The organism is Pedobacter sp. SYSU D00535 (assembly GCF_017355855.1).
Classification (GTDB): Bacteria; Bacteroidota; Bacteroidia; order Sphingobacteriales; family Sphingobacteriaceae; genus Desertivirga.
Genome location: NZ_JAFEWD010000002.1, coordinates 725,532 through 748,046, shown reverse-complemented (window position 1 = coordinate 748,046; position 22,515 = coordinate 725,532). Strand labels below are relative to the sequence as shown.

Here is a 22,515-nt window from a genome sequence, read left to right as displayed (position 1 = left end):
ACTATAAGAAGTTCTCCCTGAATTCAAAGGGCGTACTGGAATTGTGCTTTTTAAAATATTTTATGAAGTTTGTAGGCTCTTCAAAGCCAAGGGTAAAGCCTACTTCCTTTATGCTATCGGTTGTATGAGCCAGCAATCGCTTTGCTTCCAACATCACTCTCTCATCAATCACCTGTTTAACGGTCTTCCCCAAAATTTTTGAAGTTGCCTGATTTAGCCGCTTTTCGGTTACGCTCAGCTTTGAGGCATAGAAGTTTACTTGCTTTTGATGTTTGAAATTTCCCTCCAAAAGATCCCGGAAAAGAATAATATAATCTTTGTCAGCTCCTTTCTTTACTTCCAAAAAGCCATTCTTTCTTCTTTCCCGCTCAGCCAGTAGCAAAAAGCTATGAAGGAAATTTTTTAGAATTCCGGATTGATAGGCATCTTCGGCTTTCAAAGCTTCCTCCTGCATAAGGGTTAATAACACTTCAAAAGACACCCCAGCACTATCAAGTTCTAACTTTGAAATGGAGAACAGATCATTAAATAAAACATTCTCCTTTAAAAACTTTATGTCTGTATCTGATTTTGAAAAAAAAGCCTCGGTAAATAAGATTGCTTGTCCCTGGAAAGGTTCAGGGTTAAACATCTGCACTATATCCTTATTTAAGAAAAGAATAGTATTTGCAGGGGCGGTTACAGATTGAAAGTCGATTATATGGGTAGTACCTCCCTTTTGAATCCATATAATATGATAGAAACCAGTTCGGTGAGGTCGAATAATCATCTCCCGCTTATCTCTATATAGTTCAGTAATATCTACTATTTCAAACTCGATGGGTAGGCCATGTTTAAATTCATACTTAACTATTTCCTCTGACATGTTCTGCTTAATATTATTTAAAGTTGAAAATAATTGTGATTTTCAAGAATACTTAAAGGGCCAAAAAGTCATAACTTTCTGGGCTTGGCTCATTTCTTCCTATTTTCATAAAAGAGCAATCAAAATGAGGGTTCAAGAAGTAGGTCCAGAAAAAATAGTATTTTTCCTTTTTGAGACCAACTTCTTGAACTATCTAAGTACGTTTTCTGGCTAGCCTTCCCTACCACCGATTATGTAATAAAACGAATTTTTTAGATATAATGAGAATGACACATTCTTATCTAGAAGTTATCTTTTAAACTGTGCCTCGATGAAAACAAGAATATTCAAGCACTATTAGGTAATTCTTGAGAGATATATTCAATGAGTTACACTAGGTTCTGCTTCAAAATCACATCACGTAAATGAACTTCATGTTCATCGGCCCACTGCCCCATGGCGGCAATGACTGGAATTAAGGTCTTACCGAATTCAGTGAGTCTGTATTCTACTTTTGGCGGTACCACCGGATAGATCTTTTTCTTAATCAGATCATGTTCTTCCAATTCTTTCAATTGAATATTTAAAACCCTGCGAGAGGCATCGGGTATTTTGCGTTGCAATTCACTCGGGCGTTTATTGCCTTCATTGATAAACCATAACAGGCGGATTTTCCATTTGCCGTAAAGCACTTCACCTATCAGATCAAGCCCACAATTTAAGTTTGGAAGTATCTTCCTTTCATACATCCTGCTAAATTAAACGTATGTTCCAAGCTGTGCAATAGGGGAATAATTTATCCCTATATGAATCGTAATGCCCTACTTGTGGAGCCTGCTTTTATAGCTCAATTTTGGCCTATAATAATTCTCAAAATGGAACAATTTGATTTCAACAATGAGTTATCAGGCAAGATAGCATTGGTAACAGGAGGTACAAAAGGAGCTGGAAGAGCAATTGCAGAAAGACTTTTACAAGCCGGAGCAACAGTTATTATTACAGCAAGAAACGCACCCGAAAAAGAAACCGGCAGTCTGCACTTTATCCCTTCCGATCTAAGTACAGCAGAAGGAACACAAAAAGTAATCAGTGAAGTTCTGTCCTCTTATGGGAGACTGGATATTCTTGTAAATAACTTGGGTTCTTCTGTAACACCTGCTGGTGGCTTTGCTGCTTTAACTGATGGCGATTGGGAGTCAACCCTGCAAGCAAATTTGCTGGCTCCGGTTCGACTTGACAGAGGCTTTTTACCGCAAATGATCGATAACAAGAGTGGTGTGATTATTCACATTGCTTCCATCCAGGGCAAATTGCCTTTGTACGATTCTACCTTGCCGTATGCTACTGCAAAAGCAGGATTAATTAATTACAGTAAAAGCTTATCGAACGAAGTTACGCCGAAAGGTGTGCGCGTGCTCACTGTTTCGCCGGGATGGATAAATACAACAGCATCAAAAGCCTGGTTGGGCGAGATTGCAAGAAATGCAAACAGTACTATAGAAGAGGCTCAGCAAAGTGTTATGGATGCATTGGGTGGAATACCTTACGGCAGGCCAGCCGAACCGGAAGAAGTAGCAGAATTGGTTGGCTTTCTGGTTTCACCAAGAGCCAGCTACTTAACAGGAACAAATTTTATAATTGACGGTGGAACTGTACCCACCATTTAATATTTCAGGAATAAAAGAATGAACTTACCGAAAGTAATAGCAGATTTAGTAAAAGCACAAAACGACTTTGAAAGCGTTGCTTACGCAAATTGTTTTTCCGAAAGTGCGGTAGTTTTTGATGAAGGCAAGACGCATATAGGGCGAAAAGAGATAGAACATTGGATTGACAATGCCAATAACCGATACAGGGCGACAATGGAACCAATAAGCTTCGAAGAAAAAGAAACTGAGAGCATTTTAAAAGCAAAAGTTTCAGGAAGTTTTGAGGGAAGCCCCATTGTGTTAAATTATCATTTAGAAATCATTGAAGGCTTGATACAGAAGCTCAAAATTTCTGGCTTAATGGGAATGGCTGATTTAGCCATTTCTTTTATCTTTAAGACCTTACGACCAGAATTAGATAGAGAATGTCCTATTGTACCGCTATTGAAAATATGCAATCCGAAGAAAGAAGGACTTTGCATAAAAACTATCACGACAACCACTATGGTTTCCCGATCTACGATGACAATGAATTGTTTGGCAGGTTAATTTTAGAGATCAATCAGGCAGGATTGAGTTGGGAAACGATTTTGAAAAAGGAGCACTCGTTCAGAAATGCCTACAGTAACTTCAACATTAAAAAAATCGCTGCTTACACAGAAACGGACAGGGAACGGCTTTTGACTGATGCTGGAATTATACGCAACAAACTGAAAGTAAATGCAGCAATAGAAAACGCAAAGACAATACTTGTTCTGCAAAAAGAGTATGGCTCGTTCGCAAATTGGCTAGAGTACCACCACCCGAAATCTAAAGAGGAATGGATTAAACTGTTCGGGATAACACTTCGCTTTACAGGTGGAGAAATTGTGAACGAGTTTTTAATGAGTATTGGCTATCTGCCCGGGGCACACTCTGAGGGTTGTATTATACACAAAAAAGTTTTGAAGCAGAACCCAATGTGGGCAAGACTGTAAATGAAATACTCAATTGTAACGGACATAACGTTCTTACCATTAAAGCTGTTTCCGGGCAAAATAACTACTTAAAATCCCTGCCCTTCCATGTTGAAAGACCTACAACTAATATCTAGACGATCTTAACGCTTTTCGTTTTTCTAAAAATCCATTTGCTTCCAATTCCAATTCAGCAGTGGTTTTTACTTTTCCGGCTCTAATCCACTGAATCAATTCTGATTTATAGAAGTACAGTTTTTTACCTTGTTTATTAACTGGAATTTCCTGCCGAGATACTTTACTATATATAGTGTGAATAGAAAGGTTTAGAAAAGCGGCAGCTTCAGCTACAGTGTAGATTTTATCTTCATCGCTTTCCTTTTGGCGCAAGTCTGTTAAAAGAGCTTCGATATTATTTACTTTCTCAATCAATACCCTAATTGCTTCAGGCAATTGTTCGAATGTTAGGTTCTCCATGAGTTTCATTAATTGACAGCGGATCACATTAGGTTATTGAAAGCGCTAGTTCATCAAATTTGAAAGTTCAGCACATAAGATGTACGAACATTTTGATACTGGAGCGGATTACAAATTTTCAGAATATTACTATTAGCTTGACGGAAACAGTGGTAAATCTGTATGATTACCGATGATAAAAAAGAACCCGCAGTATGAGACCGCGGGTTAACCTAAACCTTATCACAATTTTGTGAGTGCCAATATCATAAATAAGTTAAAGATTATCAAGTAGATTCTATTATTTCTCGCAAACACAAGTATATATCTGAACTTATCTCCGGTCTTTTTCACATTAAAATCAAATAGACTTTGCGTTACTATAATTTTTAGTATTTTTAATAAAACATTTAAGTATGATACGTCTACTTTTTTTAGTGTTCGTGACTTTTGCGTTAACAGGAGCTCTGTTTAATAGTGTAATGACGGGGCATGCAGCAATATTTGCTTTGCCTGTAATGCTGGCTGGGGTCTTTCTAATTAGCAAAATTTCGCGTTTTACTAGGCGTTAAATACCTATAGCTTACTACTCTTTTATGAATAATGGGTGCTTTGACAAAAGACTCAGCCCTGTCTAAAACGACAGGACTGAAAAACAGACTACAGAGCGAAATAAATTAAAGTATATCGCAGAGAGTAAAATGAATTATCTGCCCTTCGATCTTCAAACTCACCCGACATTTATGTTCTGCCTTACCGATCTCTACAACAGAATAGGTAATTCCGTTAAATTTGGAATAAGGAGAATCCTGCCTTACATTTAGCGTTGCTTTTCCGCTCGCTCGCAACTGATCTATTTTTTGAAAGATTCGTTTCATGATCTGCCACGTGATCGTTCCTTAACCTCTCCTTGCTCCTGTTGCTGTTTTGATGGTTTAGCCTGCTTTCCCTGTTCTGCTTCCTGCTGAACTGAAATTGAATTTTTACCACCCGAATGGTCACGCTCATTTGGCTGCCTGTCAGGCCAAATAGGGTAATCCTTAATAGGAATCAATTTTTTATCATAAATATCAATGCCCTTCATTTCCGGATTTGCGCTGAGATAAACTGCCACAGTCTTACCATCCAACTTTAAATTCGCAGCCGTAAGATTTCCTTTCTTCAGCCCGGACATTATCTGCTCTTTCAACACGTTCTGCTGCAAGTCAATGATCGGATATTTATTTAGTGCCTTCTCCAGATCATAGCCATACTGCGGATAAAAGGTACGAGCAGGATAATTTCCGCGTGCATCTTTTACATCAAGATCAAGTTTCATCCAGGCACTAACCTTCTCCGAATCCTGTTCCCTCCCTGACATTTCCTTTAGCAATGATCTTCCCGATAATAAATTGTATGCCTCCTTTGCAGTAATCCAAGTACCTGAAGAGATGTTGAAATTATGATCCTTTTCCGGAACTCCTGAGGAATAGAGCTTAGCCTGGTAGGAATTAAGAAAGTACATGTCAGATTCCTTGCTTTTTGAGAAATTGAGTTCGTAACTCATATGATCCTTTGCCGGCAGCTCATTCCTTGGAAGATTTGGAGGATTATAAGCAACGCCAAGTTGAAGCTTAAAGGCCGGCAGTTCCTGACGTATTGCTTTTTCCAAAACATCGTGAAGCTTTTCTCCAAAGCCCAGATATTTGAGGCTATTCTTTAGATAATCAAGATTATTTTCATTCATAGGATAAGTTGTTGTTAGTTAATAATTGATGGTAGCTTTCGTATTTGTCCGGAGGTTTAAGCGTTCTGTGGCCAAACCGTAATCCAGCTTTTTTTTCGAAACTGTTAAGGGAGAAGCGGGCTTCCGGGATTAGGTAATTTGCTTGCTGAAACTGGATATACACGTTATTGCGGCAATAACTAAAGTAGGCTTCCTGATCCTTCCACCACAAAGCGACCCTGCAGTCCGCTACCCTTCCTGGCAAGTCTCTCCCAAAAATCAGCTTTAGCCTGGCTAGTGGGAAAAGCCGGTGTAAATGACTGATTTGAGAAGAATTTGGAGTTAGGCCAGTACTGGCAAAAGCGAGTGGTTTATTATCAGCAATAAGGTAGTTATGGCACTGCAGGAAACTAAGTGCTTCTATTGCCGAAGAAAAGATGTAAAGCTCATTAATTGCGAAAGTAAAACCAGCTGTAAACAACCATATTCCGGAAGTTTGAGGAACTGCATGAACAGACAGTTTATAAACTTCTCTGGCAACAGCTTGCCCATCCCACTCATACAGAAACTCCAGCGTACCGTTTGTATCCACAGCAATTGAATTGCTAAGGAATGAGAGAACATCGGTGGAGAACAATGCAAAAAAGCTTAACGGGACCCTGTCCGGCTATAGCCTCTACTTATCTCTGGAGAATTTTTACGAATTTCCTTGTCGTCAGAAGGATCCCGCCTTTCCATGTCCTCTAAAGCTTTCTTATAACCTTCAGAAAAACCAGTTGCAGGCAACCTTCCGTCGAGGTCCTTCAATCCTTTTATTACCAGATAAGTAATTCCTCCGTCGGTAAGAAAAGACAATATCAAGGCTGCTTTATCAGATAGTACGCCTTTGCTATCGGATGCTGCAATACGCAAATTCGTCTGGTCTTCTAATGTAATAAGCTCACCTCTCTTGTATGACTCCTTTTGTTTCTCCGTGAGCTTCTGCCCATTAATTTCTTCAGGTACCTGCACTTTCGAAGGATTATAAGTTATAAACTCCCGGGTATCCTTATCGTACTGCAGAACAACCTGTAATGCTTCCTTACCTTCAGGCTTGTAGGTTTTAAGTAAACTGTCCTTTTGTCCCTCAATTAAATCCATGGCTTCGCCATCCGTCAAAAGAGGATGTGGTTTAGCTTCTTTATAGATCGGATGAAAGACAAGATCCGGCTTCCCTTCAGCATTGAGGCTTAGCGATAATTTAACATCAAGCTGAGGAATCTGAAAACCATCTGTGTGAAGGTTCTCCAGCCGAATAAACGAAGTTCTTCTGCCTGCAAGCAGAGCATCTAAGTCTTCTTTGGAAAGCAAGGCTTTACCGTCCTTCCACACGCCGATTGACTCGAGAGCTTTTTGAGGAAGCTCTTCCTGATTGGATTCATTCTTCATATAGTAAAAATTTAGTGTTAAGCTTATTCATTAGCCGACAGGCTGAGATCTCGAAGGAAATAAAGAGGATTAATCCAGCTCTTTTTGAAACGCACTGCAAAGTGCAGATGAGGGCCGGTAACCTTGCCGCTACTTCCGCTAATAGCCAGGATCTCTCCTGCAGACACTTCATCTCCTGGTGCAACCAGCGATAATGATAGATGAGCATATTGGAACAGAAAAGATCCCTGTTTTAATTCCAAAAAATTTCCCAGGTCCTTATGATACCCCACCCTTTCAACCTGACCAGACAGAACAGCATAGACAGGTTCATAATCAGCCACCAGATCGAGCCCGAAATGCTGCTGAACATCTCTGGTTATAGGATGAATGCGTTTACCGAAGGTTGAGGTGATTCTAAGATTGGATAGAGGCATTGAATAATAATTTTGTCCATAAACAGGACCGGCCAAATAGGCAACCTTTGTGGCCAGTAACACAAACAAGCATTTTCTAAAGCCGACTTTAACTACTTGGACTCCTGATCCGCCCAACCAACTCGCGAACTTCCCGATGGATTCGTAAGAAATTGCTTTTAAGGATCTCATCCTTCTTCCCTTTAAAATCGTAAAAGAGAGGCATCTCATGTCTGCGTAATTGCTCATCCTCTATCTCTTTTATATTTAAATTGACCTTACAATGCACAGCAGCGCTCTCGTACTGGCCTGTAAAATCATCTGAATGCTCTCCTGCCAGGAGTCCTACCAATTCTCCGGAACGTAGTGATGCTATTTTTCCAGCTGGTATAAGTGGTTCGAGCTTCTCTGATAAGGATATACTTGTTCTATTCCGATCAATGCTTAAGCTTTCAGAACCCTGCTTCACCTTACCAAAGAGCCGCTCAAGCCAATCCAGAGTCTCTTTGTTACGTACTGATCCCGATAATACATTGCCAATGACGGCAGTAATTGTGGATGAGGTTTCCTTTCCATATTGCTGCATAAATTGCGGAAGTTCCTGCAGACCAAGAAGGACAGCAACCTTATTACTCCTTGCCGTCGCTATTAAGTTTTCAACTTTGTGCAGAAAGAGAGTTGGCACTTCATCTATGATCAGAGCACAAGGCTTGTTTCCCTTAGTGTTGATCAGACGAGTGAGGCGATTAAGCACAATGGAATAAGAGGCAGAATTAATGTTCTGTGTGGCTGGGTCGTTTGCAAGTACCAAGACAGAAGGTTCTTCCATACATGATATTTTAAGATCGAAGTCGTCACCAGAGAATACCCAAAAACTCTCTTTAGTCGCCATCCTGCTTATGAATACCTTAAGGGTTCCTACCTGCCCCTCCAATTGATCGAAAGCTTTAGCCTTATAGGCACTTAAAAAAGGGGAAAGCAACGAGTGTAGCTCCTGTTCGGAAAAGAGCGAATCGAAAACTTCTTCGTAGCTCATATTGAGAAAGGCAAGGACGTGGGGCAAAGACGAGTATCTACCACCCTCTGCCCTGCTAAATAAATAAATACAACAAGCCAGAAAATTTACTGCTGATTGCGTAAAGAACTGATCACTCCCTCCACTTCGATCTCCCTTCTTTAATGCTTCTACCAATGCCTCTGCCGTTTCAGAAGCATCTGCAAGACTTGTAATATATTCTTTTCTCCAGGGGTTAATTCGCCGACTACGCTCTACTTCGCTCAGGTTAAGCACATGAAAGTTGTAATTTCTGCACTTTCCCTTTGCTTTAGCCCTATTAAACTGATACCAAGCTATCTGTGCCAGATCCGGAAACTTGAAGTCGTAAAGACACATGGTAAAGTCTTTATTAATCAGCTGCCGGATAAATGGCCCTACTACTCCAAAAGACTTTCCTGAACCCGGTGTACCAATAAGCAGAGTTCCCCGAAAGGGACTTTCTACATTTATCCAACCCTTTCGTACTCTTCCCTGATAGTAAAATAGCATTGGTATGTTAACCGAGTAATCTGATCGTCGGAGCAACTCCGTCTGCTGAAAAGATTCGCCCTCGATATTCCAAAGGTCTTGACCCAGTTTCGAACTAATAATCTTGGATATATTATCTAACGCCAGGTGGATTAGAAGAGTCCCGCTAAAACTAGTAATGGCATACAGAAGAAGGTACATCCTGTTCCCTGCTATATTTTTCCATTCTACAAGCAAGGCTGAACCAAAGAACAGCAACAAGCCTACGCCTAAAGGCAGCACGATATGTGTAAGCGGATTTAGTTTCCGCTTTTTCTTGCTTAATGTTCCTATTGAGGCAAGTAATATCAGCAACAAAGTAAAGAACTTCGAGTAGAGGATATGCTGATATATAATTAACCGGCCAACTCCTTCAAGCAGTCTTTCTACGAAGCCAGATAGTTCATGATGTTCAGAACCCGGAAAAACAAATACAAGGACTTCCAGGAGCAATGAAAAGTAGACACAAACCTGCAGAAGACGATGCAGACCTTGCTGTTCCTTTGTTTCTTGCATAATGGTTTACCAGGTATCAGCTTCAAGAAGATCACGATTATTTAGTTTCATGTTTAAATTCCTTCCGGAAATTTGCCTTTCGGATAGCTCAATCCGCAACACTTTGCTTGCCGCGAAGGTCATTTTAGGAATCACATAAATGTTTCTGAATCGCTGCCTGAATGACCGGTCTTTATACAGCGAAAATAAGGGAACAACGGGAAGTGATTGTTGGTTACTTGCTTTTCTGGTCTTCTTATCTTCCAGAAAAAAGCGGAGCGATTCCGTATCGTATTTCAATCCCGTTCGGTTTTGCCAGCTTAAATCTAAAAAGAGATAATCACCCGTAGCCACAACCTGATTCACCTGCCCCTTTAACCCGTTTGAAGTAGCGCTTTTTAAAGCAATTGGCTTTCGCTTTGTCAGGGAAAAAGCTATATTTCTCATCTCGCTTCCCGAAAGCGAAGAAGTATTTGTGTCAAGAGCTTTCATCTCGGAAGCTGAAATATAGATTCGGGTAACTACATGTCCATTAGAAGGATAAAGCCTGTATTGTGTTATGAAATGCTCGCCGACAATAGTCAGAATCGCTGACCTGTCAAACGTTGCGTATTTAACTACGGAATCCGGTAAAACTTTCACCTGAATGATGTTTTTCTCCGGTAGAGCAACCTTAATAGCGGGCGAGGATATTTCAGCGAACCGAATATTATCAGGTGAAATAATATGGAGCGTAACGTCTGGATTGACCGCAATTCCGGGAAGATCTGTGTCTAAAGCGATGTCCTGAGCTAAAGCGGTAAGGCACGAAAAAATGAGAATGATATTTGTGAATAGATTTTTCATAGTGATCTTTATTTTAATTGTTTTTCAATTCTTTAGGGTCTATTAGATAAACCTTGGTACTATTGGTGAAGCGTGCCTTGTTTTTCTTTGCGGCACGGCTGATGGCGGCAGACCCCGATTGGAAAATCTTTTGAAAAAGACTCATAGCTAATTTGCTTTCGCTTTCGCCTTCAGCAACAAGCTCGGTCAAGGCAGATCCTGAAGAAGTATTGAACTGCGTTGAGAGGTCGCTGAACAGTGAACCCGGGACGTACAAACCTTGTAATCCGTCAAGATCATAAACTTCCAAATGAACTGGCAGGATAGTATTGCCGGACAGCAAGGAACTTACTTTAAGACCTATACGCTCTGTGCCGAAACTGCTAACCTGGGCATATAGTGCACTCCCTGCCGGTATTAAAACATTTCCCGCCTTAATATCTTCCAGAAGTTTAAGCCTTACTCTTGATCCGCGATATGCGGAGTGGTCCTGGTCTATTATTGCTGAAACAAAGGAAACTGGCTCGGCATTGTGAGTCGAATTTATTCCGGAATTGCTATTCTTAAGCTTCTCCACGCGAACGGTCTTTTCAGATAATGCAGCCCGTTCCGCCGTTTCCCGTGCTTTTCTTCTCCGAATCTCCTTTTGATATTCAGGGTCCGAAGCACGGGCCATGCTGTCGGCAAATTCCATCTGCCTTCTAAAAAGCTGCATCGGATCCGGTTCATCACTTTCGTTTTTTCTCGCTGTTGAACGCTGCCTTTTTATTTCCTGTAACGTTGCCCTGATATTGTAGGCTTCATCTCTGTTACCAAAATTGGTTGACCCGGGATATTGCGTTCTGGGCGATCTATTTTTTGAAACCTGCTCCAAAGAATCCAGCAGCTGTTTTTCCCGATTATTATATAAATCCGGCATACTCGCATCCTGCTGTTCCTTTGTCCCAAGTTCACCTATTGCTGTATAGCCGTCTGCTGTACGATAGTCCTCCCTGTAAGCATCCAGTTTGTCAGCTAGGCTCATATTTCGCACTTCAGGAGACACTTCTGCCAGGTTTTCCTGCAGGCCTTCCTTTTTATCAGCCTGCCTCTTCTTTTCTGCAAAATTTCTATGATATACATGAAAGAAGAGTATTAGAAAGGGTAAAAAAATTAAGGGCAGCACATAACGCGGCTGCCTGAAATCAATTTTCATAAGCGTTATTTTTTGATGTTTTTTTTAATTCGGTCCAATTCCGCAAATATTGCTCTCACCTCCAAACTGTCCATTGCTGATACCGTATCTTTGGATAGGAGCCTTTCCATTCGCGCTTGCAGCATTAGGAGGGTGCTTAGATCTGCCAGGTTCTGACTTAGCCCGGATGAATTTGATGAAGACAAGGCTGGAAGGGCAATGGGAATAGCTTTTTTTCTGGATGGATATCTGACAATTGTAAGTATCAGAGAAATGAGGAAGGTAGTAGATAGTAGAGATATTAGACCGATCCTTCGATTAAAGGTCATTTTTCTCATGGCTTTCGATATCCTTATTTTCAAGAGTTTTCCAACGCGTGATTAACACCGCGTGCGGATTGTTCTCCGATCGCATCTCGAGATCCTTGAGGTAACCTTCTGTAACCAGAGAGCGAATCAGGGAGGAACTTCTTCGATCAATTTTTTGCTTCCCATAATACCTGAAGTACTTTCTGGCAGGATCAAGAATGATCGAATCTGTACGAATGGTCAGTACCGCGCTGGAAGAAAGAATCGAATTGAAGTATCCTTTCTCTCTAAGATTATTGTACTGAAGTGCACCGCTCTCATCCACCATATACATTGCTTGTTTCATTTGGTATTCAATGTATTTATCGTCTGGACTTAAAGAAAAAAATAAGGTATGAAAGCGTTGAACATGTGCTTTGTATTCGGCAGGTCGGTTCACTTCTACATCTGTTTGAGCAGCCATTACAGGGATATTGGCACCGTCCAGAACATAAATACTTTTGCGGGCGAGTGTTACCTGTTTCCACGCAAAGAAACATGCTATGGCTGCAACCAAAACAGCGCAAATAAAACTACCGGCCGACAGCCAAGCAGCCAGCCGGATCTTTGCTTCAATATTTCGTATGATCATAAGTTCGCTTAAAGACCGTTTACAATGGTTGTAATGGATGAAAGTCGTCTTCCCACGGTTGATGCAGCTGAACTAACACCAGATGTAGAGACCACCCATGTTGAGATACTGGGAACTGTCAGCATGCATAATCCACTGATTATAAAAGATACGACCACAATCCCAAAGCTTAGCATGCCATTGGTAGCAAAGACAGCTATCTTCTCCATCGCCTCATCACCTTGCAGCAGTTCTTTGTACCTGGATATCTCCATTTCCATAGCAAATTGCTGAAGTAGCGAGGAAACGTAAAGGACCAGATAAGCTATGCCGGTGTAAAGGTTGACGGAAATAAAGCGTGCAATCCATGTTTTAAAGGATTCACGGAATGCCGGGAGTATGCTAATCGCTACGGCGAAAGGTCCGAGAATGACCAAGATCGTCGAAAAGACTACCTGGAAGAGGAAAACGATATAAACGCAAATTCTAAGGAACCATAGTGCAAGTGTTTCCACAAGTGAGGTGATCAGTAACTGAAAACTTACCTGCATCCTGTTTCGCAGTTCAACAATAGGATTCCAAACCTCGGAGAATCCTTCCTTAACAGAAGATTTGACAGATTCCCAGGCGTTTTCGTACCAGGTATCTGCCTCTTTTTTTGCCGTCTCTGTTTCAGCCTGAACCTTCATAAGCTGATTGCCCAGTTCAGCAACCAATTGCGCTCGCTCCAGGCGAAGGTTGTCCACTTCAAGCTGTCCTCCCTCAAAAAGCTCTTCGGTTTTAGTAGCGATCAGGTCGGTTGGAAAAGCAGCAAGTTTTATAAAATTTCCCCACCAGAGGATCACCATTGAAAGCGCAAAGGGGCGCAAGAGTGGCATCACTTCGAGTTTGCTGTCGCCGGCAATCATTTCCCAGCTTTTCATTCCAAAGAAAAGGAGCATGAAAATACAGGAAAGGGCTTGCGCATCTGCAATAAATGTATCGAAGTGAGTCCACACCGTTTCACGCAACAGATGTAGGAAATGCATCATACCATCCTCATAAACACCACTTCCTTGTAAGAAATGATAAGTGTCTTTGAAAGAATCCGGCACTGTTGATACGGCTAATAGATTTCCCATCGCTATAGTTTAGAGTTTAGTAAAATGGACTCGGCAATATCTTTATCAGAACGTCCTTCCTTCCTAACTGGAATTGCCTTTTTTCTTAAGGTGTCACGTTTCTCTTTCAGCCTTAAGTAATAAGTTACCCGCTGTCGTTTAGAGCTCCATGTTGCTTCAAGTACCTCCATATCCATAAGAATTCTCTGACAGGCTAGTGTTCTGGAGCCTCTATCCAGGATTGTATTTCTTGCGATCTTTAGCCGTTCCCTGATAGCTTCTCGTTCATCCATGTACCATTTAAGTAAGCCAGAGCTGATCAGGTATGTCTTCTCCTTTTCAGCTAACCCCTGTAATGGATCTGCCTTTTCCTCAAGCACCCTGAATTCTTTCTGGTAATACAGTAACCAAAGAGGATCTGCCGCGGCAGCAAAAGGTGAATAATTAAGCGCTTCGGAAACAGCGACATTAGCCAGGGTATCTGACTCGGTAAGATACTTGTTCGACGAGTTTTCTAGAGCCAGTACCAAACCAAGGCGAAGCGTTTGAGGACCCGAAGGACCTAAAGGCCGTTTGTCTGATTTAGGATAATCTGGATGCAGTCCCCAGGTCAGCCAGTAATTCGGATTTAGTCCTAGAAAACCCTTTTTAGGACTAAATTTTGAGCGGTCCCACTGGTAATATACCATGCGCTCCTGCTGGTGGGTAATATGAATATCCCGAATAGGAGTTTGGCTAAAAGTGGCTATGCTAAGTAAAAGAAAGCTGCATAACGTCAGCCATGTTTTTCTTCTTTTCATTTTAGTAGTCTTGTTTTTATAATGATCTGTTTAATTAATACTTTATCTCGATTGATAAAATTTCGGTAGGGATTGAGACTCCGGAACACCCCGTTAACTTTGGCCCAGTACATACTTCTTGAAATGCTATAAAGTAGTGAACGAATCACCTTTAGTTCGAGGATGACTTTCCTTAGGAGTGCGTCACGTTTTTCAAAATCCATATATACATCACTGCCTTCCTTTAGAATAAAGCTCCCGGTTTCAGTTGCGAGTTTTAGCCCGCGATCCTTCAGGTAGCGAGCGCTTTCTTCAGCAAAAAGCAGCAGGGTCGGATTTCCTTGGGCAAGTTCCAATACTTCTCTGCTTTCAGTGATTATTTCCGAAGTGACCTCTCCTATCTGGATAACTGACATTCCGCTCTTCAAAGCTGCATCAACTTGAGTCAGCGACTTATGTATAAGGTTTTGCACCAAAATGACTGCATTGAGATTGAGCTGGATATCACTTATATCCTCCTGAACCTTTTTGAGCGATGATTGATGTTTGACCTCTGCCAGTTCACGGAAGGAACTATTGAGTATTACTCGTTTGAAATGTTCCGCATCATATACGGTTGCTTGGGCCCACAGCAATTCCGGAATAAGCAGGGTTAAAAACAGAATGAGTCTTTTCTTCATAGTCTATCCCTTAATTACTTTATCCTTTCGACAATATCTCCTGCAAGACGCCGATCCTGAGTGATCAAATCAGGAAGACTGGAACTTCGCCGGAAACCTTGTTTGGATAAGGCCATTTCTAGTCCCTTGCTGTCTGCTGCAATTCTCTTCAACCTGGAAAGGGCGTGATTAAAAAGAATATTCCGGTCAGAGGGTCTCATCTGGTTAAGGTCTCCGACTGTCAGACACAGTCCATACAGGAAATTCAACAGCAACATAGCCTCTCCGAGCATCTCTTCTTCTACAACAAGAGCCAGCGGCAACAAGACAGGATTGTCTCTTGCCTTCTGCAGGATAGCGTCCTGAGAATTATAAATATCCTGTACAACAGGCCAGGCATCCGGGGCAATTCCAGCAGTAGAAACAAGTAGTGTGGCGATATGAAAGCGTTCCTTAATCTCCCGGTATTTACCCTTGAGCTTCTCCATTTTTGAGCGGTTAACTTCCTCCTGTGCTGAAACGAGCCCCTGTCTGTTTCTGGCAGTCTGCTGCCTACTGAACTCTGACTTGTTTTCGGCAACCAACTGATGCAGTAATTGAACATTCAGTTGAGCATTTGCCTTGCTCATGGTTATTAAAACAAGTACGGGAATAATGAAGTACTTCATCTTTTCAATAATTTAGAGTTCCTTAAAATATTATCAGCGAGATTCTTATCCATATTAATGTAACGAGCATAGGGATTGATAGAATTCCAAATCCCCCTGCGTTTTGCCCAGTACATGGTTCTTTGCATCCCATAAGCTACGCCCCTTAATATCATTAGCTCTCTGGATATTTTGTTAAGCACACGAGAGCGTTCGCCGGAGTCCATCAAATTGTTTTTTCCACCTGTTAGGGCGAAAGATCCCACTTCCGCCGCCAGAGCTGTTCCCCTGCGTTTAAATTCCCGTGCCCCTTCCTCCGCGAACAGTAGTAAAAGAGGATCTTCCCGACCAAGAGCAAGTGCCTTTTCAGCATTGCTGATAATATCTGCACTAGCCTCGGCAATATCTTTTACCGCGAGAAGATTTCGCATAACTGCTGCCACTTCAGACAAGCCTTTATAAATATTGGATTGAAGTTCATTAACGATTACAAGCTGCCCTGTGACCGCCAACTGAGCCTTTTGGATAAGAGTAAGGCGTTCGTTGGTCTTCTCCAGCTGGCTATTTATAATAGCTGAGTGAGCGGCCGTTGCTCCTGCGACTGCAGGATCTACATAGATCTGTGTACTTCCCCGGATTGATAGCAGTAACCCGAGGAAAACTAATAGATGTTTAAGCATAGGTAGATTTAGTAGTTATTCTGTTTATCTTGAAGCAATTGTTTAACGAAAGCGGAGAGACTTAAACCAGATTGAGTAAGATCGCTTACAAAAGCATCCAGACCTTTGCGGTAATCCCTAAAGCGATTTACGTAATGCTCCACTGCTGTTTTCTCGGGCTTTTCTGTTGTATAGACCAGGTACTGATGCAGGCTAACCTCAACACCGTAAACCTCACCAGAGCTTCCTCGCCGGATGTAGACCTCTTTAAACCTCGACCGTCCTTCCCTATTATCAAGCTGGTTAATTGTGAAGATCTTCTTCTTCTCTGTTTCGCTAATGGCCAGAAGGCGTGCTATTTCATCATAGTTATCCCGAAATTTTGATTGATCCAGCAGACAAACGGTATCAGAGTTCGCTAGAATACTTTCCTTGACGACAGGATTACCGAGAATATCACCGAGTTCTTGTGTTACAACTATCGCCTCTCCCCAAAACTTGCGAACGGTCTTGTATAAGTAAAGCAGGTAGGTTGACATAAGTGGGCTGGCAATTGCCTTCCAGGCTTCCTCACAGATCAAGACCTTGCGCCTTTCCCTGCGATGTCGCATTTTCTGAATGAAAACATCCATAATAATCAGGGTTACAATAGGAAAAAGAACACGGTTCTCTTTGATCGCGTCAATTTCAAAAACTATAAAGGGCGCAGAAAACAGGGAGCTGTCGGCTGCTTCATTCAGGATCTGCCCAAATTCGCCGTCCTTGTAAAACTTTTTTAGAACATATCTAAATTCATCAAGGTCGAAAGGGATCCGCTCTTCCTTTTTAATAACTGGTATTCGCTTAAGGCAATAGTCGTAGAAGCTATTAAAACCTAATTCCGGAATACTGCCGCCACCAAGAAACCAGGAAGCATAGTAACCGCTGACCACTGAAGCAATTACATCTCTTTCTACAGTGGTTAATACTCCTTCTGCTCCTTTCCAAAGCAAGCCGATGAGCGTACATAGAAAGTCTTTCTTTTCAATATTATACTCACCCCGATCGATCAGAAAGGGATTCATCGTGATAGGTTTGTCTTCTTTCCAGGTAATATATTTCCCATTGAAATAAGCATTCAAGCCCGAATATGAATCGCCTGTGTCTACAATCACTACATCCATATTATAGCTACTGTATTGCTCTACCATTGCATTCATAAAGAAGCTCTTTCCAGAACCAGAGGGGCCTAATACAAACTTATTCCGGTTATTGATACGGTTCTGTTGCATGGGTAAATCGGCAGGATCGATACCAATAGGGATACCTTGACGGTCTGTAAAGTGAAGAAGAAAATCTGAATGTTCATCTTTCATCAGGGCCTCCTTATAGAACAGACAGGCAGCCGCTTCAGCAGTAGTAAGAAAGGAATCATAAGACTTCAATGCAGCTGCGTTCCCTGGCAGCGAAGCACGAAAAAGTTCGAGTTGATTGTATGCTCCTGAAGAAGAGATTATACCAGCATTAAACAACTCGGAACCGATAAAATTCGCTGCTTTAGCAATGTCTTCGGAAGTTGCGCAAACCAGGATCGAAAAATGAGCGTTCACCAACAAACGATTCTCCCGAGCTACTTCATCCATTAGCCTGGAAATATCCTCTACGCAGAGCTTATTAGCAGGATCTGGAACACTGGAATGCCGTTTCTTTTTAAGTTCCAGTTTGCGAAGTAAACTCTGCTGCTGTGGAAGCTCCAGTACTTGATTATATAAAATCCAGGCTGCCGAGGGAACCTCCGACAGAAAAGAAAAATTATCAGCAGGAAAATCTACTAATGCTTTATTGTTCTTCTTGAAAGAAAAAGGAGAAACCTGAATTGGCAGATCAAGGGTTTCACTATCAGCAAGTACGATTGTTTGCAACTCCCTATTTGAGGACTTCAACCCGTTAGAACTCGCCCGAATATTATCAAAACCAGGAACATCTGCTGAAGGATCCATCGCGACAATTCCTCGGAGGTAATCATCAATTTCCTTTTTATCCATTCGCCTAGGCTTCCAGCCAGAACGGTGCAACATATCAAAGGCTTTTTCTCCAATCCTGACCGTAGTATCCAGAACCTCCTGATTCCAGGTATAGAAAGCGTTTCTTTTAACGGCACGGGTAATGATGAGGTAAGTATGGAGATCGAAATATTTTCGTCCCTGAAAATGCTGGCTATAATGCTGCTGCAAATAGTCTTTGTGTACCTTTGATTGAAATTCACGCCGGATAAAAAGATCCTGCTTCTGGAGGATATAACCTTCCCCCAAAATTTTTATCACCCCCATCAACACTTGATGAAATGCCTGATAAGCCTGTGCATCTGCAGAGAGACAGAGGACTGGATTCTCTATTTTAAGCAGTAGAGAGAAATCGCCTCTTTCGGTATAAAGTATATTCCAATCCTGGTAGTCATCAATGCCAACATAAGGCAGTTTAAATACTTTATTCATAGTGATAAGTAATTTTTAAACGGACTTCCCGTACGTATACTCCATATTCTTTGTTTTTAGGATGAAGACCTCTTTTCTGTTGAAGGAATGTTAAGGTAAGCCCGAGAGCAAATAATGTGAGGATTAGAAAGCAGCCCAGATATACATTTACCATTGAAGCAACCAGACACCCAAAAACAAGGGCTATAGCAAGAGAAGCTATAGCCCAATAAATGAACTTTCCTTTTAATCCCCGATATACAAGGGGCTGACTAAGCCCCTTATATAAAGGATAGTGATGGATCATACTCCAAAAAATGCTTTAATGATTTGGGAGACCAGTGCCAGAAACAGGCAGCTTCCACCCCATGACATGATCTCCTTGTTAATGTTCTGATCACCGGAGTTCCATTTAACAAAGACGATTACACCACCCACAAGACCCACAACTCCACCTATGATTAATATCAGATCAGAGAGAGGATCAACGTAGGATGACAGTTCAGAAGAAGCAGCATTAATGCCGGTACTTCCTCCCTGTGCAAAGGTGTTGGCAGATAATAAAATAGCCAGTACAGGCAAAAGCGCCCGTTTTGAGAAGCAGTTTTTCATAATAAAAAGTGTTTGGTAAATGAAGGGTTGATTATTGACTAGTAAGGAATTGATCGCGTTTCCTCGATCATTCCTGCATGTAATAGTGAGTAAAGTTCTTGCAGGTCAACTCCTGCAGGTGATTGCACTTCCAAATTTGGCAGGACTTCTGTATCGGTGATATCAAGTGAAAGGTCAGGACTGTTCGGAACCGGGGGGCTTAGTTCAACTAATATAGGTTCGGACGTGTCTGCAATAAAAAGCAAATCCTCGTCAAGATCCCCCCTTCCCGGTCGTTGCTGTCGGATGATATCCCATCCAAAGTTGGCGGAATAATACAGGAGATAAGTGCCGGTAACACCAATTAAAAATTCGTTCCAGTTCATAGTTTTTTATTTAAAGATTCTTTGATGTATGTGCCTAATTCGGGATTGTCGCTGAAGTAGCGGTCAAGGCAAAACGAGATGAAACGGTTCAAATCGATTCCTCGCAAGGTTTTCAACTGCCGCATCATGAAGAGGCTTTTGTCATTCAGCCGTACCAGCACCTTCTCATTCCCCTCTAATGGATGTTCCTGGATTTGACCGAGCAGCCTTTCCAGATCGGGGTTGAGCCCGGCGGTCGTCTTTTTTTTGCCCTTCCCGTTTCCGCGCATACTCTCCCGTAGCTCGTCTGCAAGGCTTTTTATTTCATTCATATTTGAGGATATAAGATTCGTAGATCAAGTCAAGGATGGGGTTAACGACAGGATAAAGAATCTCCGGAGTATTTACTGTACTGATGCGTTGGAAATCTATTCTATCAGATATACCAGGACAAACGTGTCCAAATTTGGAAAGTACTCTATCGACTTCAGTACGGGTTTCATATTTCACTGTATTCTTTATCCTGTTGGGGATAAAAAGGAGTTGCGCTTTCGGGTTTATCTTCCTGAATACCATAGCAAAGAGGACAGTAGAATCAACTGAAAAGGCATCGTAAGAAAATGGAGATAGTACCAGCCTGGTAGAATTGAAGACGGGTATAAGTCCATTATCGTTAATTAGCCCGGGAAGGTCAATTAAAACAACTCTGTCACCTGATTTTTCTAATACCGGTTTAATTGAGGCGAACTGGCTTAAAGAAGCTGGAAGTACTTCATAAGGAGGGTCTCCGGACAGGATCTTTGCTTTTTCCGCTTTCGACATTAAAGATTGCTGATAATCCATATCTACGACAATTACATGTCTTTGCCTTCTTTGCGTGAGGTAATTGGCTAAAAGCAAGCATAGCGTACTTTTACCTGCCCCGCCCTTCTGGTTTCCAAGTAAAATGATCATGTTAAATATTATCTAAAGTCTATTCCTTCCTAGCTTGCCCCTTCTTCTTTTTGCATTCAAAGCTTCATCGTCCTGGTCGATCGAGATATTTAATCCAGAGTACAATGGGATTCTGGTAATCTCTCCATTCCTATTTTCAAGCAGAGGGGATTCTGCCTCAATTGGCCAGGTATCAGTTGGTAATTGTTCCGGGTTTGAGACATTTTTTGCTGCAGAGGGAGAATCAGTAAATTCAGCAAGAGACACAATCTCGCTTCCTTTGAATACCTGTTTCCCCTTATGATCAATGATGGTATATCCATAAGCTGGAGTGCCATGAAAAATCGTTTCGAGAAAAAATCGGGTAGATATAAATTCCGCTAACGCGTTTGGATTATCAAAACGATCCTGATACTTATGAATAAGTGCCCGGATTTGCATTATTCTTCCCGTATCCTTTTCTCGTTCTGCAATCCGCTGATTCACCTGAGAAAGCTTTACCTGACCCTCTTCTCCTGCTGACCTGAAAACCTTGAAATGATCTTTTTCCGCCTGTATTGAATACCCTTTGCCTTCCAAAATCAGCTTCCACTGGGCAAGCGTAGAAAAGTGATAACTAAGCGACTCTGCTATATCTTTTTCCACTTTCGTTTTCAGATCGGTACCATTGATTTCACCGAGCACTCTATAGGCTTTCAGTCTTTCATGCGAGTCTGAGACTTTCTTTCCATCGAGACCAACACGGGTTGAAACCATATGAATATGATTATTGGCGGTGTCTTTATGAAAAATAAGCATATAAGGGTTCTCTCCATAGCCCATTCCCTTTAGCCATTTATCTGCAATTTCGGCAAGTTCTTCCCTTGAGTTCGTCCTGCCTTTACAGGATATAACGGCGTGAAACTGGGGAGACCTGACCCGTGTATTAAGAGAAGCAATGGAACGGAAATAGTTAATGTAGTCTTGTGGACGCAGGTTAGCCATTCCCTCTAATGGACCAAAATTTACTGCTTTAATCAGCTCACCTTTGTCTCTTTCAATCTTTCGGGTGTTGTATTTTACACCGCTGAAATCAGCAGAGCTTCCAAGAATTTTAACAATCATCGCGTGTTTAATACACGAAGCAGTTGACGCAGTAACCGATCTAACTCGCCTTGCAGTTTGATATAATTGCCAAAAAGCTCCTCGAAATCCTTTATTATTTCATCTGATAAGACGCCCATTTTACTCATTACATTGGCATGCTTTGCTAACTGATTTATATTGTTTCCTACTCTTCCGATCTCACCTCCAAGCAAGTGAAGAAGTCGTAGTAGTTCCTTCGCGTTTATAAAGACAGCATTGGTGTTGTGAAACAATCTCTTTCGAATGAGATCGGTCCTGTTAATCCCAAGCTCTTTCTCCAATGCAAGCAAGGCCTGAAACTCTTGCTCATTCAACCGGACTTTTATAACCCTGTCTCGCAATTGTTTCTTTTCTGCCATGATCATTGATTTGAAAATTCAGCTCTTCAAGACAAAAGGAGTTGCAACTTTTGTCCCCCCTGCTAAAGGGCAAGTTTTTGTGGCCACAAAAGCACAACTTGCAGTTACAAAAACAAAAACGAAGCTATTAGTAAAGCTGTCGATTCAAGCCTTTCTACAAACCTCGAACCTTCCTTTGCAAAAGAAGAATTAAAGCTTAAGAGTATTTCAGAGCATATTGATGAGATCTTCCCGGAAACTTATATTCCGATATCTTCTGATCTAAATAAATTAATATCTAAAAAGCTGTATATCCATTGATTTGAATATATATATGCTGATGTATTTCTAAACATCCGGATTTAAAATGATCCCATTATCCAGATAGTTCAATATTCAGATAGCATCTATTTATAAATCCCGATATCGGTTAATCCGTATATCCTGATGATTATAT

At 41.5% G+C, this 22,515-nt stretch carries 27 protein-coding genes; 3 read left to right on the top strand and 24 right to left on the bottom strand.

All coding sequences use genetic code 11. From position 1 onward, the window contains the following. Nucleotide 1: 1 nt before the first annotated feature. Together J4N23_RS07890 and J4N23_RS07885 are read right to left on the bottom strand one after the other, a co-directional pair. The gene (locus tag J4N23_RS07890; protein ID WP_207425000.1) at nucleotides 2-865 is read right to left on the bottom strand and encodes a helix-turn-helix domain-containing protein; all 864 of its coding nucleotides are present in this window, start codon (nucleotides 863-865) and stop codon (nucleotides 2-4) included. A gap of 368 nt (nucleotides 866-1,233) precedes the next feature. After that, a complete protein-coding gene (locus J4N23_RS07885) occupies nucleotides 1,234-1,593 on the bottom strand; it encodes a helix-turn-helix domain-containing protein (protein ID WP_207424999.1) in 360 nt (119 codons plus the stop codon). Nucleotides 1,594-1,719: 126 nt separating this feature from the next. On the opposite strand from J4N23_RS07885, the gene J4N23_RS07880 reads away from it, so the two are divergent. The 3 genes from J4N23_RS07880 to J4N23_RS07870 are packed head-to-tail and all read left to right on the top strand — an operon-like array spanning nucleotide 1,720 to nucleotide 3,470. Continuing rightward, nucleotides 1,720-2,511, top strand: a complete 792-nt coding sequence (locus J4N23_RS07880) for an SDR family oxidoreductase (RefSeq protein ID WP_207424998.1) — start codon at nucleotides 1,720-1,722, stop codon at nucleotides 2,509-2,511. A gap of 18 nt (nucleotides 2,512-2,529) precedes the next feature. Further along, nucleotides 2,530-3,042 (top strand): hypothetical protein, encoded by a 513-nt coding sequence (locus J4N23_RS20960; RefSeq protein WP_242689028.1) that lies wholly within the window; start codon nucleotides 2,530-2,532, stop codon nucleotides 3,040-3,042. Continuing rightward, entirely contained in the window at nucleotides 2,946-3,470 is a 525-nt protein-coding gene (locus tag J4N23_RS07870) for a DNA-3-methyladenine glycosylase I (protein ID WP_242689027.1), read from the top strand. Before J4N23_RS20960 ends, J4N23_RS07870 begins: the two co-directional genes overlap by 97 nt. Before the next feature lie 105 nt (nucleotides 3,471-3,575). Here J4N23_RS07870 and J4N23_RS07865 read toward each other — a convergent pair whose 3' ends face one another. The 22 genes from J4N23_RS07865 to mobC all read right to left on the bottom strand — a co-directional run bounded on the left by J4N23_RS07865 (nucleotide 3,576) and on the right by mobC (nucleotide 22,079). Continuing rightward, nucleotides 3,576-3,926, bottom strand: coding sequence for a helix-turn-helix domain-containing protein (locus tag J4N23_RS07865; protein WP_207424996.1), 351 nt, complete (start codon nucleotides 3,924-3,926; stop codon nucleotides 3,576-3,578). Between the two features lie 656 nt (nucleotides 3,927-4,582). Beyond that, on the bottom strand, nucleotides 4,583-4,783 hold the full coding sequence (locus tag J4N23_RS07860; RefSeq protein ID WP_207424995.1) for a hypothetical protein: 201 nt from the start codon (nucleotides 4,781-4,783) through the stop codon (nucleotides 4,583-4,585). After that, nucleotides 4,780-5,631, bottom strand: a complete 852-nt coding sequence (locus J4N23_RS07855) for a hypothetical protein (protein WP_207424994.1) — start codon at nucleotides 5,629-5,631, stop codon at nucleotides 4,780-4,782. Before J4N23_RS07855 ends, J4N23_RS07860 begins: the two co-directional genes overlap by 4 nt. After that, the gene (locus J4N23_RS07850; protein ID WP_207424993.1) at nucleotides 5,624-6,202 is read right to left on the bottom strand and encodes a hypothetical protein; all 579 of its coding nucleotides are present in this window, start codon (nucleotides 6,200-6,202) and stop codon (nucleotides 5,624-5,626) included. The genes J4N23_RS07855 and J4N23_RS07850 overlap by 8 nt, the downstream gene beginning before the upstream one ends. A 56-nt stretch (nucleotides 6,203-6,258) precedes the next feature. Beyond that, the gene (locus J4N23_RS07845; protein WP_207424992.1) at nucleotides 6,259-7,038 is read right to left on the bottom strand and encodes a DUF4099 domain-containing protein; all 780 of its coding nucleotides are present in this window, start codon (nucleotides 7,036-7,038) and stop codon (nucleotides 6,259-6,261) included. 23 nt (nucleotides 7,039-7,061) lie between these two features. Then, nucleotides 7,062-7,454, bottom strand: coding sequence for a M23 family metallopeptidase (locus tag J4N23_RS07840; RefSeq protein WP_207424991.1), 393 nt, complete (start codon nucleotides 7,452-7,454; stop codon nucleotides 7,062-7,064). Between the two features lie 88 nt (nucleotides 7,455-7,542). Continuing rightward, nucleotides 7,543-9,513: a type IV secretory system conjugative DNA transfer family protein gene (locus tag J4N23_RS07835; protein WP_207424990.1), complete on the bottom strand. Its 1,971-nt coding sequence runs from the start codon at nucleotides 9,511-9,513 to the stop codon at nucleotides 7,543-7,545. A 6-nt stretch (nucleotides 9,514-9,519) separates the two neighbouring features. Then, a complete protein-coding gene (locus J4N23_RS07830) occupies nucleotides 9,520-10,338 on the bottom strand; it encodes a DUF4138 domain-containing protein (RefSeq protein WP_207424989.1) in 819 nt (272 codons plus the stop codon). A 13-nt stretch (nucleotides 10,339-10,351) separates the two neighbouring features. Beyond that, complete coding sequence (gene traM, locus J4N23_RS07825) at nucleotides 10,352-11,512, bottom strand: conjugative transposon protein TraM (RefSeq protein WP_207424988.1); 1,161 nt, start codon at nucleotides 11,510-11,512, stop codon at nucleotides 10,352-10,354. A gap of 297 nt (nucleotides 11,513-11,809) precedes the next feature. Next, a complete protein-coding gene (gene traK, locus J4N23_RS07820) occupies nucleotides 11,810-12,430 on the bottom strand; it encodes a conjugative transposon protein TraK (protein WP_207424987.1) in 621 nt (206 codons plus the stop codon). An 8-nt stretch (nucleotides 12,431-12,438) separates the two neighbouring features. Continuing rightward, nucleotides 12,439-13,530, bottom strand: a complete 1,092-nt coding sequence (locus J4N23_RS07815; RefSeq protein WP_207424986.1) for a plasmid transfer protein — start codon at nucleotides 13,528-13,530, stop codon at nucleotides 12,439-12,441. A 2-nt stretch (nucleotides 13,531-13,532) separates the two neighbouring features. Then, nucleotides 13,533-14,309: a hypothetical protein gene (locus J4N23_RS07810; protein WP_207424985.1), complete on the bottom strand. Its 777-nt coding sequence runs from the start codon at nucleotides 14,307-14,309 to the stop codon at nucleotides 13,533-13,535. Beyond that, nucleotides 14,306-14,968, bottom strand: a complete 663-nt coding sequence (locus J4N23_RS07805; RefSeq protein ID WP_207424984.1) for a hypothetical protein — start codon at nucleotides 14,966-14,968, stop codon at nucleotides 14,306-14,308. Before J4N23_RS07805 ends, J4N23_RS07810 begins: the two co-directional genes overlap by 4 nt. A gap of 14 nt (nucleotides 14,969-14,982) precedes the next feature. After that, nucleotides 14,983-15,615, bottom strand: a complete 633-nt coding sequence (locus J4N23_RS07800) for a hypothetical protein (protein WP_207424983.1) — start codon at nucleotides 15,613-15,615, stop codon at nucleotides 14,983-14,985. Continuing rightward, nucleotides 15,612-16,274, bottom strand: coding sequence for a hypothetical protein (locus J4N23_RS07795; RefSeq protein WP_207424982.1), 663 nt, complete (start codon nucleotides 16,272-16,274; stop codon nucleotides 15,612-15,614). The genes J4N23_RS07800 and J4N23_RS07795 overlap by 4 nt, the downstream gene beginning before the upstream one ends. Before the next feature lie 8 nt (nucleotides 16,275-16,282). Further along, nucleotides 16,283-18,727, bottom strand: coding sequence for a TraG family conjugative transposon ATPase (locus tag J4N23_RS07790; RefSeq protein WP_207424981.1), 2,445 nt, complete (start codon nucleotides 18,725-18,727; stop codon nucleotides 16,283-16,285). A gap of 282 nt (nucleotides 18,728-19,009) precedes the next feature. After that, nucleotides 19,010-19,318 (bottom strand): DUF4134 family protein, encoded by a 309-nt coding sequence (locus J4N23_RS07785; protein WP_207424980.1) that lies wholly within the window; start codon nucleotides 19,316-19,318, stop codon nucleotides 19,010-19,012. 38 nt (nucleotides 19,319-19,356) lie between these two features. Then, nucleotides 19,357-19,683 carry a hypothetical protein gene (locus J4N23_RS07780; protein ID WP_207424979.1) on the bottom strand — a complete coding sequence of 109 codons (327 nt, stop codon included), beginning with the start codon at nucleotides 19,681-19,683 and terminating at the stop codon, nucleotides 19,357-19,359. Beyond that, nucleotides 19,680-19,994: a hypothetical protein gene (locus J4N23_RS07775; RefSeq protein WP_207424978.1), complete on the bottom strand. Its 315-nt coding sequence runs from the start codon at nucleotides 19,992-19,994 to the stop codon at nucleotides 19,680-19,682. The genes J4N23_RS07780 and J4N23_RS07775 overlap by 4 nt, the downstream gene beginning before the upstream one ends. Beyond that, nucleotides 19,987-20,616 carry a ParA family protein gene (locus J4N23_RS07770; protein WP_207424977.1) on the bottom strand — a complete coding sequence of 210 codons (630 nt, stop codon included), beginning with the start codon at nucleotides 20,614-20,616 and terminating at the stop codon, nucleotides 19,987-19,989. Before J4N23_RS07770 ends, J4N23_RS07775 begins: the two co-directional genes overlap by 8 nt. Before the next feature lie 12 nt (nucleotides 20,617-20,628). Further along, complete coding sequence (locus J4N23_RS07765) at nucleotides 20,629-21,699, bottom strand: relaxase/mobilization nuclease domain-containing protein (protein ID WP_207424976.1); 1,071 nt, start codon at nucleotides 21,697-21,699, stop codon at nucleotides 20,629-20,631. Beyond that, a complete protein-coding gene (gene mobC / locus J4N23_RS07760) occupies nucleotides 21,696-22,079 on the bottom strand; it encodes a plasmid mobilization relaxosome protein MobC (RefSeq protein WP_207424975.1) in 384 nt (127 codons plus the stop codon). The genes J4N23_RS07765 and mobC overlap by 4 nt, the downstream gene beginning before the upstream one ends. Nucleotides 22,080-22,515: the final 436 nt, after the last annotated feature.

Excerpts from the sequence above, each read along its gene's own strand:
- J4N23_RS07890 (WP_207425000.1), bottom strand. The coding sequence starts at position 865 with ATGTCAGAGGAAATAGTTAAGTATGAATTTAAACATGGCCTACCCATC.
- J4N23_RS07885 (WP_207424999.1), bottom strand. The coding sequence starts at position 1,593 with ATGTATGAAAGGAAGATACTTCCAAACTTAAATTGTGGGCTTGATCTG.
- J4N23_RS07880 (WP_207424998.1), top strand. The coding sequence starts at position 1,720 with ATGGAACAATTTGATTTCAACAATGAGTTATCAGGCAAGATAGCATTG.
- J4N23_RS20960 (WP_242689028.1), top strand. The coding sequence starts at position 2,530 with ATGAACTTACCGAAAGTAATAGCAGATTTAGTAAAAGCACAAAACGAC.
- J4N23_RS07870 (WP_242689027.1), top strand. The coding sequence starts at position 2,946 with ATGCAATCCGAAGAAAGAAGGACTTTGCATAAAAACTATCACGACAAC.
- J4N23_RS07865 (WP_207424996.1), bottom strand. The coding sequence starts at position 3,926 with ATGGAGAACCTAACATTCGAACAATTGCCTGAAGCAATTAGGGTATTG.
- J4N23_RS07860 (WP_207424995.1), bottom strand. The coding sequence starts at position 4,783 with ATGAAACGAATCTTTCAAAAAATAGATCAGTTGCGAGCGAGCGGAAAA.
- J4N23_RS07855 (WP_207424994.1), bottom strand. The coding sequence starts at position 5,631 with ATGAATGAAAATAATCTTGATTATCTAAAGAATAGCCTCAAATATCTG.
- J4N23_RS07845 (WP_207424992.1), bottom strand. The coding sequence starts at position 7,038 with ATGAAGAATGAATCCAATCAGGAAGAGCTTCCTCAAAAAGCTCTCGAG.
- J4N23_RS07840 (WP_207424991.1), bottom strand. The coding sequence starts at position 7,454 with ATGCCTCTATCCAATCTTAGAATCACCTCAACCTTCGGTAAACGCATT.
- J4N23_RS07835 (WP_207424990.1), bottom strand. The coding sequence starts at position 9,513 with ATGCAAGAAACAAAGGAACAGCAAGGTCTGCATCGTCTTCTGCAGGTT.
- J4N23_RS07830 (WP_207424989.1), bottom strand. The coding sequence starts at position 10,338 with ATGAAAAATCTATTCACAAATATCATTCTCATTTTTTCGTGCCTTACC.
- traM (WP_207424988.1), bottom strand. The coding sequence starts at position 11,512 with ATGAAAATTGATTTCAGGCAGCCGCGTTATGTGCTGCCCTTAATTTTT.
- traK (WP_207424987.1), bottom strand. The coding sequence starts at position 12,430 with ATGATCATACGAAATATTGAAGCAAAGATCCGGCTGGCTGCTTGGCTG.
- J4N23_RS07815 (WP_207424986.1), bottom strand. The coding sequence starts at position 13,530 with ATGGGAAATCTATTAGCCGTATCAACAGTGCCGGATTCTTTCAAAGAC.
- J4N23_RS07810 (WP_207424985.1), bottom strand. The coding sequence starts at position 14,309 with ATGAAAAGAAGAAAAACATGGCTGACGTTATGCAGCTTTCTTTTACTT.
- J4N23_RS07805 (WP_207424984.1), bottom strand. The coding sequence starts at position 14,968 with ATGAAGAAAAGACTCATTCTGTTTTTAACCCTGCTTATTCCGGAATTG.
- J4N23_RS07800 (WP_207424983.1), bottom strand. The coding sequence starts at position 15,615 with ATGAAGTACTTCATTATTCCCGTACTTGTTTTAATAACCATGAGCAAG.
- J4N23_RS07795 (WP_207424982.1), bottom strand. The coding sequence starts at position 16,274 with ATGCTTAAACATCTATTAGTTTTCCTCGGGTTACTGCTATCAATCCGG.
- J4N23_RS07790 (WP_207424981.1), bottom strand. The coding sequence starts at position 18,727 with ATGAATAAAGTATTTAAACTGCCTTATGTTGGCATTGATGACTACCAG.
- J4N23_RS07785 (WP_207424980.1), bottom strand. The coding sequence starts at position 19,318 with ATGAAAAACTGCTTCTCAAAACGGGCGCTTTTGCCTGTACTGGCTATT.
- J4N23_RS07780 (WP_207424979.1), bottom strand. The coding sequence starts at position 19,683 with ATGAACTGGAACGAATTTTTAATTGGTGTTACCGGCACTTATCTCCTG.
- J4N23_RS07775 (WP_207424978.1), bottom strand. The coding sequence starts at position 19,994 with ATGAATGAAATAAAAAGCCTTGCAGACGAGCTACGGGAGAGTATGCGC.
- J4N23_RS07770 (WP_207424977.1), bottom strand. The coding sequence starts at position 20,616 with ATGATCATTTTACTTGGAAACCAGAAGGGCGGGGCAGGTAAAAGTACG.
- J4N23_RS07765 (WP_207424976.1), bottom strand. The coding sequence starts at position 21,699 with ATGATTGTTAAAATTCTTGGAAGCTCTGCTGATTTCAGCGGTGTAAAA.
- mobC (WP_207424975.1), bottom strand. The coding sequence starts at position 22,079 with ATGGCAGAAAAGAAACAATTGCGAGACAGGGTTATAAAAGTCCGGTTG.